At 68.7% G+C, this 14,073-nt stretch carries 11 protein-coding genes; 3 read left to right on the plus strand and 8 right to left on the minus strand.

Going from position 1 to position 14,073, the window contains the following annotated elements; translation table 11 throughout:
• The 7 genes from JWQ05_RS02375 to JWQ05_RS02405 all read right to left on the minus strand — a co-directional run.
• Positions 1-589, minus strand: a 589-nt coding sequence (locus JWQ05_RS02375) for a biotin/lipoyl-binding protein (RefSeq protein ID WP_299653893.1), incomplete at its 3' end; no start/stop codon positions are given.
• A 61-nt stretch (positions 590-650) separates the two neighbouring features.
• Positions 651-3,875, minus strand: coding sequence for an efflux RND transporter permease subunit (locus JWQ05_RS02380; RefSeq protein WP_299653896.1), 3,225 nt, complete (start codon positions 3,873-3,875; stop codon positions 651-653).
• Between the two features lie 166 nt (positions 3,876-4,041).
• Positions 4,042-4,266: a YbdD/YjiX family protein gene (locus JWQ05_RS02385; RefSeq protein ID WP_056212834.1), complete on the minus strand. Its 225-nt coding sequence runs from the start codon at positions 4,264-4,266 to the stop codon at positions 4,042-4,044.
• Between the two features lie 5 nt (positions 4,267-4,271).
• Positions 4,272-6,338 (minus strand): carbon starvation CstA family protein, encoded by a 2,067-nt coding sequence (locus JWQ05_RS02390; RefSeq protein ID WP_299653905.1) that lies wholly within the window; start codon positions 6,336-6,338, stop codon positions 4,272-4,274.
• A 155-nt stretch (positions 6,339-6,493) separates the two neighbouring features.
• A complete protein-coding gene (locus JWQ05_RS02395; protein WP_299653907.1) occupies positions 6,494-7,126 on the minus strand; it encodes a TPM domain-containing protein in 633 nt (210 codons plus the stop codon).
• Positions 7,116-7,844 carry a YgcG family protein gene (locus tag JWQ05_RS02400; RefSeq protein WP_299653917.1) on the minus strand — a complete coding sequence of 243 codons (729 nt, stop codon included), beginning with the start codon at positions 7,842-7,844 and terminating at the stop codon, positions 7,116-7,118. The genes JWQ05_RS02395 and JWQ05_RS02400 overlap by 11 nt, the downstream gene beginning before the upstream one ends.
• A 69-nt stretch (positions 7,845-7,913) precedes the next feature.
• Positions 7,914-8,471: a LemA family protein gene (locus JWQ05_RS02405; protein WP_299653919.1), complete on the minus strand. Its 558-nt coding sequence runs from the start codon at positions 8,469-8,471 to the stop codon at positions 7,914-7,916.
• Positions 8,472-8,757: 286 nt separating this feature from the next.
• Here JWQ05_RS02405 and JWQ05_RS02410 point away from each other — a divergent pair, with 286 nt between their 5' ends.
• Entirely contained in the window at positions 8,758-9,060 is a 303-nt protein-coding gene (locus JWQ05_RS02410; protein WP_299653909.1) for a SelT/SelW/SelH family protein, read from the plus strand.
• Positions 9,057-11,282 carry an HWE histidine kinase domain-containing protein gene (locus tag JWQ05_RS02415; protein WP_299653911.1) on the plus strand — a complete coding sequence of 742 codons (2,226 nt, stop codon included), beginning with the start codon at positions 9,057-9,059 and terminating at the stop codon, positions 11,280-11,282. Before JWQ05_RS02410 ends, JWQ05_RS02415 begins: the two co-directional genes overlap by 4 nt.
• 60 nt (positions 11,283-11,342) lie before the next feature.
• On the opposite strand, the gene JWQ05_RS02420 is transcribed toward JWQ05_RS02415, so the two are convergent.
• Positions 11,343-12,182, minus strand: a complete 840-nt coding sequence (locus tag JWQ05_RS02420; protein WP_299653913.1) for an aldo/keto reductase — start codon at positions 12,180-12,182, stop codon at positions 11,343-11,345.
• 487 nt (positions 12,183-12,669) lie between these two features.
• Between JWQ05_RS02420 and JWQ05_RS02425 the strand changes: the two genes are divergently transcribed.
• A complete protein-coding gene (locus JWQ05_RS02425) occupies positions 12,670-14,043 on the plus strand; it encodes a methyl-accepting chemotaxis protein (RefSeq protein WP_299653915.1) in 1,374 nt (457 codons plus the stop codon).
• Positions 14,044-14,073 lie beyond the last annotated feature (30 nt).

Here is a 14,073-nt window from a genome sequence, read left to right on the forward strand (position 1 = left end):
CGCCGGCCTCGGCGGAGGCGAGGGTCGCGCCCTGGCTGAGCACGCTCGCCTGCGAGTTGTCGGCGTTCTGCTTCGAGGCCCAGCCCTGGCCGGCGAGCGTCGAGGTGCGGCTGTTGGTGACGTTGGCAAGATTCACGTTCGCCTTGGCCTGGTCAACCAGGGATCTCGCCTGCAGCAGGGCGGCTTCCATCTGCCCCATCTGTGCCTCCGCCTGCGCCAGTTGCTGGTCGAGGTCGGGCGCGGCGATGCGCAGGAGGATGTCGCCCCGATGGACGCGGCTGCCGATGTCGACCCGCCGCTCGGCGATGTAGCCGGTGGCGCGCGCGTAGAGGGCCGCCTTGGCGAAAGCGTCGGTCTGCCCCGGCAGGGTGATCTCAATAGGCTTGTCGGCCCGCTCGACGGCGGCGGTGCGCAGCTTCGGCACGAAGCTGTTGACCTTGCGCTGCGTCTCGGCGGCGGCGGCGCGCCGCTCCATCTGGCCGTAGCCGCCCCAGGCCAGGAGACCGATGGCGCCGACCGCCACGAGCAGGAACGGCGTCTTGCCGGGCGGATGCGGGATGTCGGCGGGATCGCGGGTCGGATGTGTCACGGCTGTCCCATCCCGGCCCAGGCCTTCTCGCTGTAGATCGATCCGACGATTCGGTCCCGGCTCAAACGTAATCCTCCAGCGGCTTGACCGCGCCCCGGCGCAGGAGCGCGTAGAGGAAGGGCACGAAGAGCAGGGTGGCGGGCGTGCCCACCGCGATGCCACCCATCACCGCGCGGGCGAGCGCGGCGTTCTGCTCGCCGCCCTCCCCCGTGCCGAGGGCCATGGGGATCAGGCCCAGGAACATCGCGCTCGCGGTCATCAGCACGGGACGCAGGCGGGTCTCGCCGGCGAGAAGCGCCGCCTCGATCGCGCTGCACCCCGTCGCCTCGCGGTGCTCCTTGGCAAACGTCACCAGCAGGATCGAGTTCGCGGATGCGATGCCCACCGACATGATGGCGCCGAACAAGGAAGGGATCGAGAAGGTCGTCCCGGTGATGAACAGGCTCGCGACGATGCCGCAGAAGGCGAGCGGCAGGGCGGCCAGAACCACGAAGGGGTCGCCCCAGCTCTGGAAGTTCACCGCCATCAGCAGGTAGACGGCGACGAGCGCGATGGCGAGGCCGACCTGGAGCCGGAAGAAGGCCGATTCCATGTTCTCGATCTGGCCCCGCACCGTGATCTTGTCCGGAGCCGGCAGGGCCTTCTGCTCCTCGGCGACGATCTGCCGGATCTCGCGGGCGACCGAGCCGAGGTCGCTGTCCTGGACCGCCGCGTAGATGTTGAAGGTCGGCTGCGTGTTGACGTGGCTGATCACCGTCTGGGACCCCTCGCGGCGCATCGTCGAGACGCTGGAGAGCAGGGTGAGCACGCCGGGCTGGTCCGAGCCTCCGTTGACGAGGAGCGGCGTGTTCTGGAGCGCGGTCAGCGAATCGTTGCGGTATTCCGGGGTCTGGACCCAGAGCTGGTAGGGGATGCCGGTCTTCGGGTCGGTCCAGAAGTTCGGGGTGACCTGGAAGGAGCCCGAGAGCGAGACGTTCAGACCCTGTCCGATCTGCTGCTGCGTCAGGCCGAGTTCGGAGGCGAGGCGCCGGTCGACATCGACGAAGAATTGCGGCGTGCCGACGACCTGGTGCAGGTGCACGTCGACGGCGCCCCGCGTCGCCTTCAGGCGTCGCACGATGTTCTGGGCGACTTCCAGATCCTTGGCGGTGTTGCGGCCCGAGACCTGGATGTCGATCTGCGCCACGGTGCCGAAATTCAGGATCTGGGTGATGATGTCGGAGGGCTGGAAGTAGAACACCACGTCGGGGAAGCGGTCACGTAGCACTTCGCGCAGGCGCTTGGTGTAGTTCGCCACCGACCCGTGGCCCTCCTTCAGGTTGATGAGCATCTGGCCGTCGTTGTAGGCGACGAACGACCCGTCGGAGAAGGCGAAATTGTAGTTGTTCGCCGGCAGGCCGATATTGTCGAGGATCTGATCGAGTTCGCCCTCGGGGATGACCTCTCGGACCACGTTCTCGACCTGGGCGAAGACCTGCTCGGCGGTCTCGATGCGCATGCCGGGCCGGGTCCGCAGGTGCAGGGTCATCTGGCTGGAGGCCACCTGCGGGAAGTAGTCCTGGCCGACGAACAGGAACAGCCCGGCCGTGGTGGCGAAGACCAGCGCCACCAGGGTCAGCGTCGCGGCACGGCGCGCGATGACCACGTGCAGCAGGCCGAGATAGCCGCGGTGGAAGCGCGCGAAGCGCTTCTCGAAGCCGCGCCCGAACCAGCCGGCGAGCCGGAACACCGGACTGGTGAGCCAGCCCATGGCCCGCGCGACCCGCCCACGCCGGGGCTCGGCCCCCTGCCCGTGCTTGGCGTCGTATTCCCGCGCCACCAGCACGTCGATGAGCACCGGAACCAGGGTGCGCGAGAGGACGTAGGAGGTCAGCATCGCGAACACGACCGCGAGCGCCTGCGGGGTGAACAGGTATTTCGGGGTGTCGGTCAGGGCGAAGACCGACACGAAGGCGGCGCAGATCGACAGCGTCGAGATGAGCGCGGGCTTCGCGATGCCGGCGGCGCCCTCCACCACCGACTTGCGGAAGGGCTCGCCCTCCTCGAACAGCCGGTAGGTGTTCTCGATGGCGACGGTGGCGTCGTCCACGAGGATGCCGACCGCCAGGGCGAGGCCGCCCAGCGTCATCACGTTGATGGTCTCCCCGAGCACCGCCAGGATCGCGAGCGAGGTCAGGATCGAGAGCGGGATCGAGACCAGCACCACGATGGTGGAGCGCCAGGAGCCGAGGAAGAGCAGGATCGTCAGCCCGGTGAGACCCGCCGCGATGACGGCCTCGTGGATCACGCCCTCGATGGCCGCCGAGACGAAGACCGACTGATCGAACAGCGAGGTCAGGCTCATGCCTTCCGGCGCCGCCGCCTGGATCTCGGGCAGGGCCTTCTTGACGTTGTTGACCACGTCGAGGGTCGAGGCGGTGCCGTTCTTGAAGATGCGCATCAGCACCGAGTGCAGGCCGTCGGCGCGCACGATGTTGACCTGCGGCGGACCGCCGTCGCGGACATAGGCGACGTCGCGCACCAGGATCGGCTGGCCGCCCACGACCTTGATCGGGATCTGGTTCAGGGCGTCGATGGCCTCGGGCGAGGCGTTGAGCTGGATCGGGTATTGCTGCTCGCCGATCTTGGCGAGGCCCGAGGGGATGGTGAGGTTCTGGGCGGTGACCGCATTGGTGACGTCGAGCGCCGTGAGCCCGAGGGCCTGCAGGGCGTGCAGGTCGAGATCGACCATGATCTGGCGCGGGGTGCCACCGAAGGGCGACGGCAGGGTCGAGCCCGGAACCTGCGTCAGGCGCTGGCGGATGCGGTACTGGGCGTAGTCGAAGACCTTGGTCAGGCTCTCGCGGTCGGAGGAGAGCGCGAGCTGGATCACCGGGACGGAGGAAGCCGAGAAGCGCAGGACAATGGGCGGCTGCACGCCGGGCGGCATCGTCGCGCGGATCGAGTTCATCGCCGAGACGACCTGGGCGATGGCGAGATCGATGCTCACCGACCCGTCGAAATAGATCTTCTGGATCGCCGTACCCTGCAGGGTCGTCGATTCCATCCGGGCGATGTTGTTGACGTTGTTGGAGAGCGAGAACTCGGCGTAGGTGGTGATCCGACGCTCCATCTCGGAGGTCGAGAGGCCGTTATAGGTCCACACCACCACCACGACCGGGATGTCCACGGTGGGCAGCACGTCTTTCGGCGCGACCACGACCGCCGCCGCGCCGCCGAGCATCATCAGCACGGCGAGCACGTAGATCGTGATGCGGAACTTGAGGGCGTACTGAACGAGACCCATGCCGTCTCCACCGTCGACCCATCAAGTGGTCGCACAGGTCATACCAGTGCGCAGCCGTGGTGCGGCGCCGCATCGGCCCGGTATGCGGAGGGTTTGTTTCTCGATGAATAAAGAATTCGTGCGACAGAGCGCCACGACCGCCCGGTGAGGGCGGGCGCCGGGCGTCTCAGCAGCAGCGAAAGCCGCTGCGGTTGCCGACGCCGAAGCGGGCGTTCTCCCGGTTCCGGAAGAACTCCCGCTCGCTCATCGGCTCCTGGTCCGCGTGCGTGCGGCGGATATGGGCGGCATAGGCCTCGTAGTCGCCCTGCCCCACCATGAGGCGGGCGCCGTCGCAGACGCATTTCGAGAAGGTCTTGAGACGGTCCCGCAATTCCGTCGACGACAGCGCCATGGTGCCTACTCCGCCGGGACGGCCAGGGGGCCGCCGCTCTCCAGGGCGGTCCAGCGGTCGGCGCGATAGGCCTTCACGCAGGCCATGATGCCGAAGACCGCGATGGCGACGACGAGGCCGACGAACATCACCGCGAGCGCGGCGTCGATCCGGTCGTTGAAGACGATCTTGTGCATGTCGGCCATGTTCTTGGCCGGGCCCAGGACCTTGCCCTCAGCGATCGCCGCCGAGAACCGGTCGGCGTGCGAGAGGAAGCCGATCTTCGGGTCGGCCGAGAAGATCTTCTGCCAGCCGGCGGTGAGCGTGCAGATGCAGAGCCACACGGTCGGGATGATCGTGACGAAGGCGTAGCGCTCACGCTTCATCTTGAAGATCACGACGGTGGCGAGGGTCAGGGCCACGGCGGCCAGCATCTGGTTCGAGATGCCGAAGAGCGGCCACAGGGTGTAGATGCCGCCGAGCGGATCGGTGACGCCCTGGTAGAGGAAGTAGCCCCAGGCGCCGACGCAGAGCGCGGTGGCCAGGATGCTGGGCACCCAGGCGGTGGTGTCCTTGAAGCGCGGCGAAACGAGGCCGAGCAGGTCCTGCAGCATGAAGCGCCCGGCCCGTGTGCCCGCATCCACCGCGGTCAGGATGAACAGCGCCTCGAACAGGATGGCGAAGTGGTACCAGAACGCCATCATGCCCTTGCCGCCGATGGCCGAGGAGATGATGTGCGCCATGCCGACCGCCAGGGTCGGCGCGCCGCCGGCGCGGGAGATGATCGAGGTCTCGCCGACGTCCTTGGCCGTCTGGGCGATCTGCTCCGGCGAGATCGTGAAGGCCGGGTCGAGCTTGGTGACCGCGGCGGCCGCGCTCTCCGGGGTGGTGCCGACGAGGGCGGCGGGCGAGTTCATCGTGAAGTAGATGCCCGGCTCGATGACGCTGGCCGAGACCAGGGCCATCACGGCCACGAAGCTCTCCATGAGCATGCCGCCGTACCCGATGAAGCGCGCGTCGCTCTCACGGTCGATGAGCTTCGGGGTGGTGCCCGAGGAGATCAGGGCGTGGAAGCCCGAGACCGCGCCGCAGGCGATGGTGATGAACAGGAACGGGAACAGCGACCCGGCCCAGACCGGCCCGCTGCCGTCCACGAACTTGGTCACGGCCGGCATCTGCATGTGCGGGGCGACGTACGCGATGCCCAGCGCGAGGCCGATGATGGTGCCGATCTTGAGGAAGGTCGAGAGGTAGTCGCGCGGGGCGAGCAGGAGCCAGACGGGTAGGATCGAGGCGATGAAGCCGTAGCCGATCAGAAGCCAGCACAGCTGCGTGCCGGTGAAGGTGAAGGCGGGCCCCCAGTACGGGTCGGCCGCGACGTTGCCGCCGTAGACGATGGCGAGCATCAGCAGCACGAAGCCGATGATGGAGACCTCGCCGACCTTACCGGGACGGATGTAGCGGGCGTAGAGGCCCATGAGCATGGCGATCGGAATGGTGGCGGCCACCGTGAAGGTGCCCCAGGGGCTCTCTGCCAGGGCCTTGACCACGATCATCGCCAGCACGGCGAGCAGGATCACCATGATCATGAAGGTGCCGAACAACGCGATGACGCCCGGGATCGTCCCGAGTTCGGAGCGGATCAGCTCACCGAGCGAGCGGCCGTCGCGGCGCATCGAGATGAAGAGGACCATGAAGTCCTGAACCGCGCCCGCCAGCACGACGCCGGCCAGGATCCAGAGCAGGCCCGGCAGGTAGCCCATCTGGGCGGCGAGCACGGGGCCGACGAGCGGGCCCGCGCCCGCGATGGCGGCGAAGTGGTGCCCGAACAGGACGTTGCGGTTGGTGGGGACGTAGTCGAGACCGTCATTGTGCCGGTGGGCGGGCGTCTGGCGCCGCTCGTCGAGCTGCATCACCTTCTCGGAGATGAAGAGCGAGTAGTAGCGATACGCGATCAGGTACACGCAGACCGCGGCCACCACGATCCAGAGGGCGTTGACGGTCTCGCCCCGCGTGGTCGCGACGATGGCGAGGGCGGCGGCGCCCAACGCTCCCACAAGGGCCCAGGGCCCGTGCTTCGTAATCGCACTCATGACGTCTCGCTCCAGCGACCTGTCCTTGATGGCAGATCGTCAAGCCCCTTGTGGCGCGAATTTTGCCGAAGGGCCAGAGCCGTGTTGCACCCGAACACCCCTGTTTGAATAACAAATTTCGCCTTTGTTACCGCCGATCGCTCCTGGCGCGCGCCTCAGCCGACGAGGATGACGCGGTTCGGGAGTGCGTCCACGGGCACCGCCTCCGGGGGGAGTTCGCGGGCGAGGATGGCCCCGACCGCCTGGACCGCCGCGATCAGGCCACCTTCCGCGTCCCCCCGGCGCAGCGCCGCGAGCAGGGTTTCGATGGCCTCCGACCAGGCTACCGCGGAAACGCGGGAAGCAACGCCCCGGTCGGCGACAATCTCCGCATGGCCTTCGGCCTTCGCCACATAGATGAGGATACCGGTGCGCCCTCGCGTCCCGGTCAACCCACGCGTGGTGAACTCGCGCAGGGCCGCCTCGTGGGCTCGCGCGCGCCGGATTGCGCGCGGCACGAGGGCGAGGCGCGCCCGGGGATGCGAAAACGCCAGGAGCACCAGGGCCACCAGTGCGGCCTGGGCGAGCGCGATCGAGGCGGCGCTCCAGGGTGTCAGGAGAATGAGCGGCCAGGGCACCGCGAGGCCGCAGGCCAGGGCGAGCAGGAGCGGCGCCGAGCGGTAGACGCCCGCCCGGGCCGCCACGAGCACGACGATCTCGCCGGCTGTCTCGGCCTCGGCCCGCGCGATCGCTTGGGCGATGCGCGCGCAGGCGTCCCCGCCGAGGAGATCGGACGCATTACCAGTCACCCGAGGCTCCTCCGCCGCCCGACGAGCCGCCGCCGCCGGAAAATCCGCCCCCGTCGAACCCGCCGGAGACGCCGCCGCTCCAGCCGCCCGAGGACGGCCCGGGCAGGATGACGAAGCCCCCGCCCCCGCGTCCGCCCCGGTTCATCCGGTAGACGACGAGAACGATGATGAAGAACAGGATGATGAAGACGATGACCTGCCCGGGGTCGGCCTCGTCGCTGCGCACCTTGCCCCTGCGCTGCCATTCCTCCGCGTCGCCGGCCAGGATCGACAGCATCGCGTCCACGCCGGCATTGATGCCGCCGGCATAGTCGCCGGTCTTGAAGCGTGGGGCGATCGCCGTGGTGATGATGACCTTCGAGAGGGCATCCGTGAGCGCGCCTTCGAGGCCGTACCCGACCTCGATCCGGACCTTGCGTTCGTTCGGCGCCACCAGCAGCAACGCGCCGTTGTTGGTCTTGGCCTGACCGAGCTTCCAGGCGCGGAACAGGCGGTTGGCGTAATCCTCCACCGTCCGGTCCTGCAGGCTCGGGATCGTGGCGACGACCACCTGATCGGACGTCTTCTCCTCGTAGGCCTTCAGTTTCGCCTCGAGGCTCGCCCGTTCCTCCGGCTTCAGGATGCCGGCGGCATCGACCACGCGGCCTGAGAGGGCTGGGAAGCTCGGCTCGTCGGCCCCGGCCGCGAAGCTCGCGAGCGCCAGGAAGAGGGCGACCAGGAATCCGAGGCGCACCTGGGGCCCCGACACGAGCCGATCGCGAACCGCGACGGGATTCCGCACGGCGGACTAGAACTTCACGTTCGGCGGCCGGTCGGCGTTGGGCGTCGCCGTGAAGGTCTCCATCGGCTTGGCGTCCGGGTAGAACCAGGCGGCGATCCAGCGGCCCGGGATGGTGCGGACCTCGGTGTTGTATTCCTGAACCGCCCCGATGTAGTCGCGGCGCGCCACCGCGATCCGGTTCTCGGTTCCTTCCAGTTGCGATTGCAGCGCCAGGAAGTTCTGGTTGGATTTCAGGTCCGGGTAACGCTCCACGGTGACGAGGAGTCGGCCCAGCGCGCCGGAGAGCTGGTTCTGTGCGTCTTGGAATTCCTTGAACTTCTGAGGATCGCTCACCGTCGAGGCATCGACCTTGACGCTGCTGGCCTTGGCGCGTGCCTCGGTGACGCCGATCAGCACATCCTTTTCCTGCTGGGCGTAGCCCTTCACCGTCTCCACCAGGTTCGGGATCAGGTCGGCGCGGCGCTGGTACTGGTTCTGCACTTCGCTCCACGAGGATTTCGCGCGCTCCTCCAGGGTCGGTACCCGATTGATCGCGCCGCAGCCGCCCAGGGTGACGGCAAGCATCAGAACGGCGACGACGGCCTTGGCCCTGTCGAACCAGGCCTGGCCGGAACCCGGTTCGATGATGGCGGCACCTGAACGCATGACGTGATTCCCCCAAAAACACCGGTCTCGCAGCGCGTGAGCCTTAGGCCCTGCGTCCTGCGACAGATAGTCAGTCGGGCGCTCACCGAAAGGTGTTCCGGTGGAAAGCGCGGCCGTGGAACGGCGATTTCCGGGCGGCGAGGCCCGTGTCGGCCTCCGACGACGAGGTTGACAACAACCCGGTGAATGTCCGCTCTACCCGCCCATGGACGAGATCGAACGCCCATCGCCCGAGAAGCCGCGGGTTTCCATCACCTATTGCACGCAGTGCCAATGGCTCCTGCGGGCGGGATGGATGGCGCAGGAACTCCTGTCGACGTTCCGGGAGGAACTCGGGGAGGTCGCGCTGATTCCGGGCAGCGGCGGGGTCTTCGTGATCCGGTGCGGAGCCGATGTCATCTGGGACCGCACCGAGGACGGTGGCTTCCCCGACGTGAGGACCCTGAAGCAGCGCGTGCGCGACCGCCTCGCGCCGGAACGCGACCTCGGCCATATCGACCGGCCATGAGCGAGCCCGAGCGAAAGAAGATCCTGGGCGAGACGGTGGGCTGGCGCTGGTGGTGGCGCCATGCGCCCCTGGTGCGCGCCATCGCCCGCATCCGCCAGCACGGGTTGTCGACGCAGATCTATCTCGTGGCGCTCGTGATCGCGCTGATCGGGCCGGGGCTGATCTTCACCGGCATTCTCCTCGTGCGCTATGCGGGTACGGAGCGGGCCCGGTTCGAGCAGGATGCCCGGGAGACCGTCCGGGGCATCGCCCTCTCGGTGGACCGGGACACCGCGGGCCTCGTCTCGGTCCTGCAGACGCTCGCGACCTCGCCGCGCCTCAAGGACAACGAACTCGACAGCTTCGATGCCCAGGCCCGGCTGGTCCGCGATGCGGTCGGCCTCGATCTACTCCTGCGCCGGCCGGACGGCCAGCAACTCATCAACACCGCCGTCCCGCGCGGGGCGCCGCTGCCGCGCAGCCCCTTGCCCATCGACCGCGATCTGGCCTCGGGCGGGCAGCGGGCGATGATCTCCGGCTTCATCAAGGGCATGAAGCCGGAAGATGCCAGCTACGTCGTCGCCGTTCCGGTGCTCGGCGAAAGCGGCGTGGGCTCGATCATCAGCTTCACGGTTCCGCTCAGCCGCCTCGAGGCCCTGGTCGGGCGTGAAAGCGTCGAGGGCTGGTCCACCGGGCTCTCGGACCGCGATGGCCTCGTCCTCGCCCGGGTGCCGAAGCTCGAATCGATCATCGGCACGCCGCGTCTCGCGACGTTGCGCCAGCACCAGACCGCGACACCGGGGGTCTGGGAGGGCAAGGACCGGCAGATGAAGCCCGTCACGGTGGTGGAGGCCCGCTCGCGCCTCACGGGCTGGACGGCCGTCGCCGTCATCCCGCAGGGCCTGGTGGATGCGCGCCTGCGCAAGTGGATCTGGGCCTTCTGCGGTTTCGGCCTCCTGGTGATGGCGACCTCCTCCATCCTCGCGGTGCACCTGTGGTCGCGTGTCTCCCAGCCCCTGAGGCGGCTCGCGGCGACCGGCCCCGCCCTGGCGCGCGGCGAGGCGATCCCCCGCATCACCTCGCCGATCCAGGAGATCCGGCGCCTCGGCGACGTGCTGGCGGATGCCTCGCTGCGCCTGCGCACCCGCAGCGACGAGCGCGACCGGGCGCTCGCCGAGACGGAGCGCGGCCTGAGCGCCCTTCGGGAAAGCGAGGCGCGCTTCCGGCACATGGCCGATTCCGCGCCGGCCCTGATCTGGATGACCGACGAGGCTGCCCGGATCAGCTTCGCCAACATGCATTTCGACCACCTGTTCGGCGTCGACACCGCCGCCGTGCTGACCGGGGAGGATTGGCGCCGGATCATCTTTCCGGAGGATCTGGAGAGCTTCACGACCCTGTTTCGCAACGCCTTCGCGTCGCGCACGCCCTTCCAGGCGGATGTGCGGGTGATCGACCGGGACGGCATCGTGCGCTGGCTGCGCTGCGAGGGCGTGCCGCGGACCGACGATACCGGCAACTTCCTCGGCTATACCGGCTGCAACGTCGACATCACCGACGCCAAGCGCGCCGCCGAGCATCAGCAATTGCTGATCCACGAGCTGAACCACCGGGTGAAGAACACCCTGGCGACGGTGCAATCCATCGCCGGCCAGTCCCTGCGCCGCCTCGAAGGACCGGAGGCCTCGGCCGCCCGCGCGGCCTTCGAGGCGCGCCTGCTGGCGCTGGCGCGGGTCCACAACGTGCTGACGCGGGAAAGCTGGGACGGCGCGGAACTCGGCAACGTCGTCGCCGACGCCATCGCGCCGCTCGATGCCACGGAGGGCCAGCGCTCCCGCTTCATCGTCTCGGGCCCGGCCCTGCGGCTGCCGCCGCGCCTCGCGCTCTCCATCGCCATGGCGCTGCACGAACTCGGCACCAACGCGGTGAAGTACGGCGCCCTCTCGCAGGAGGGCGGCACGGTCGCCATCACCTGGACGATCAGCCGCGAGCCGGAGACGCGCCTGCTCCTGCGCTGGGCCGAGGCCGGCGGGCCGCCCGTCGCGCCGCCGACCCGGACGGGCTTCGGCTCCCGCCTGATCGAGCGCAGCCTCGCCCGCGAACTCGACGGCGAGGTCCAGCTGCACTTCGCCGCCGCCGGGGTGATCTGCACCATCGAGGCCCCGGTGCCGCCCCCGACCCTGCTGGAGCGCAAGGCCGAGATGATCGGCCCGCGCGAGGTCCCGCTGTCCCGCTCCGCCTGATCCCGGCGACCGGCCGGCCCAAAACCCCCTCATGCCATCGATGGCGCGACGGGGTGCGTTTTACCCGAACGTGGCCGGGTCTGGCCCGATCCGGCCGTCGGACTTGTCGAGGCCGGCAATCGCGGCGTGATCTTCAGCCGTCAGGCCGAATCCGAACAGATCGAAATTCTCGGCGATGCGGGCCGGGGTCGCGGTCTTGGGGATCACCACCAGCCCGCTCTCGATGTGCCAGCGCAGGACCACCTGTGCCGGCGTCCGCCCGTGGCTTCGGGCGATCCGGGCCAGGACGGGGTCGTCGAGTTCCTTGCCTTGGCCGAGGGGGCTCCAGGATTCCGTGAGGATGCCGTGTCGGGCATGGACGGCGCGAAGGGCGTGCTGCTGGAAGCGCGGATGCAACTCGATCTGGTTGACCACCGGCACCATTCCGGTCTCGCCGATGATCCGGTCGAGGTGCTCGGGCTGGAAGTTCGACACGCCGATGGATTTGACCCGGCCCTCCTCCTTCAGCCGGATGAATGCCTTCCAGGTCTCGAGATAGCGGCCCCGGTCCGGGCAGGGCCAGTGGATCAGGTAGAGATCGACGTCGTCGAGGCCGAGCGCGGCGAGGCTCTCGTCGAACGCGCGCAGGGTCTCGTCGAAGCCCTGGCGCTCGTTCCAGAGCTTCGTCGTCACGAAGAGATCGCTGCGGGACACGACGCTGGAGCGTAGCGCCCGGCCGACCCCGGCCTCGTTGCCGTAGATCGCGGCCGTGTCGATGGAGCGGTAGCCGGTCTCGATCGCTTGGGCCACGATCTCGGGGGCTTGCGCGTCGGCCAATTGGTAGACGCCGAAACCCAGTTGCGGGATCGCGCGTCCATCGGCGAGGGGCAGGATCGGGACGGGATTCGTCGCTGCGGTCACATCGGGCTCCGGGTCTGGTGGCGGCCGGTCGGTCCGGCCTTCGCCTGGGGTGAATCGCCGGAGCCGCCCTGCGTGCCCTCGAGGGGTCGGGGCTTAGGGCCGCATGCCGCCCGTGGGACGCGTCGTGGACCGCTCCGCCGCGTTGCCCCGGCGCCAAGACCGTCGATGCCGATACTTCAGGACACTCTGCGTTTGCTGCCCGCGCGACCGTCCGGGACTGATCTTTGTCATCCGAATGAATGCAGTATCCATCACAATCTTGAGTTGCGCAGGTTTCGTAATCGGGTCTGGGCGTTCAATATCGGCGGTTGCTGCTTCACGACGTACCGGTTGTGGACGACGTGGAGACTGCTGCAGTGATGTCCCCCGGGCGAAGGCTGTTGGCGATGTCCACGAAAGAACTGTTCGCTCCAAAGTCGACATCCATAAGGGTGCATTAATCTTGGGAGCGTAGGCATTGTGCAAACGCCTGTTGGGATCACCATCGATGCTCGGACTTTCCTTCGCCCGATCCGAAAAGAAGCAGCCGCCGGTGGCGGTCGTGTCGGGTCACAGCGCACCCGCCGACGAGGCCCGGCTGGCGAAGGCCGTCGATGCCCTGATGGCGAGCCAGGACCTGAACGCCGTCGACCTGCCCGCCGGCCCGCTGCGGAGCGCCCTCGAGGGCCTCCACGCCGGACGCGAGGCGGACCTCCTGCGCAGCCTCGGCAGCACGGCCGCCGTGGCGCGCGAAGCCTCGGAGGCCGCCACCAACACCGGCTGGATGACCTACGACGTCGGCGAGGTGGCACGGGCCACCCAGACCATCGCGGGCGCCACGGAGGAGATGGCCGCCTCGGTGGCGGAAGTCGCCCAGACCTCGGACACGGTCGTCACGGTGGCGCAGGACGCCCTCACCGCCATGCAATCCTGCATCGGCGACGCGCAGGAAGCGCGCGCGGCGATGCACGAGATCGACCTGCGCACCGGCCAGATCGCGGATCGGGTGGTGGTGCTGGAACGCGCCATCGCGCAGATCGAGGTGATGGCGACGGCGATCGCGGCGATCTCGGCGCAGACCAACCTGCTCGCCCTCAACGCTACGATCGAAGCGGCGCGGGCCGGCGAGGCGGGACGCGGCTTCGCCGTGGTCGCCGCCGAGGTCAAGGCGCTCTCGGCCCAGACCGCCAAGTCGACGGGCGAGATCCGGGGCCTGCTCAGCACGCTGACCTCCGAGATGGGCACCATCTCGGACGCCGTCGGCGAAAGCCGCAACGCCGTCACCTCCGGCCGCTCCATCGTCGATCATCTCGAGCAGCGCATCGCCGACACCAACGCGCGCATCGCCCATGCGAGCGACCTGAACCAGGCCATCTCGCAGATGCTGAGCCAGCAGCGCGCCGCCACCGGCGAGATCTCGACGAGCGTCCAGAGCATCGCCGCCAAGGCCGCCAAGACCCACGAAGAGATCGAGAAGATCACCAACCGCCTCGTCCGCGCCGAGGCCGTCGGCCAGACCGCCCTCGACACGGGCGCGCGCCAGGTGCCGGTCTACGCCCTCGTCCGCCTGCCCGCCGATGTCGGCGCCTGGAAGCGCAAGCTCGCGCGCATCCTTGTCGGCCTCGCCCAGCCGGACTCCGCGGTGGCGACCCTCACCGGCAAGGTGGGCGACAGCATTAGCCAGCGCCTCGCCGGCACCGCCCCGGCTTCGCACCCGGCCTTCGGCCGCTTCAGCGCCGCCGAGACCCGTGCGCTCACGGAAGCGGGCCGCATGATCGAGGCGCTCAAGGCGAGCAACTGGGATGTCGGGACGCCCGCCTACCAGGCGGCCGCCGACGCGATGAAGGACATGCTCACGGCCGCCAAGGAAATCGCCGGCTGAGGCGCGTTCCCGAGCCGCCGCGCTCTTGTG

Source organism: Methylobacterium sp., from assembly GCF_028290105.1.
Taxonomy (GTDB): domain Bacteria; phylum Pseudomonadota; class Alphaproteobacteria; order Rhizobiales; family Beijerinckiaceae; genus Methylobacterium.

What these genes read in the sequence shown, in the direction of transcription:
- JWQ05_RS02425 (WP_299653915.1), top strand. Translation starts at nt 12,670, where the DNA reads ATGCTCGGACTTTCCTTCGCCCGATCCGAAAAGAAGCAGCCGCCGGTG.
- JWQ05_RS02380 (WP_299653896.1), bottom strand. Translation starts at nt 3,875, where the DNA reads ATGGGTCTCGTTCAGTACGCCCTCAAGTTCCGCATCACGATCTACGTG.
- JWQ05_RS02415 (WP_299653911.1), top strand. Translation starts at nt 9,057, where the DNA reads ATGAGCGAGCCCGAGCGAAAGAAGATCCTGGGCGAGACGGTGGGCTGG.
- JWQ05_RS02405 (WP_299653919.1), bottom strand. Translation starts at nt 8,471, where the DNA reads ATGCTTGCCGTCACCCTGGGCGGCTGCGGCGCGATCAATCGGGTACCG.
- JWQ05_RS02410 (WP_299653909.1), top strand. Translation starts at nt 8,758, where the DNA reads ATGGACGAGATCGAACGCCCATCGCCCGAGAAGCCGCGGGTTTCCATC.
- JWQ05_RS02390 (WP_299653905.1), bottom strand. Translation starts at nt 6,338, where the DNA reads ATGAGTGCGATTACGAAGCACGGGCCCTGGGCCCTTGTGGGAGCGTTG.
- JWQ05_RS02385 (WP_056212834.1), bottom strand. Translation starts at nt 4,266, where the DNA reads ATGGCGCTGTCGTCGACGGAATTGCGGGACCGTCTCAAGACCTTCTCG.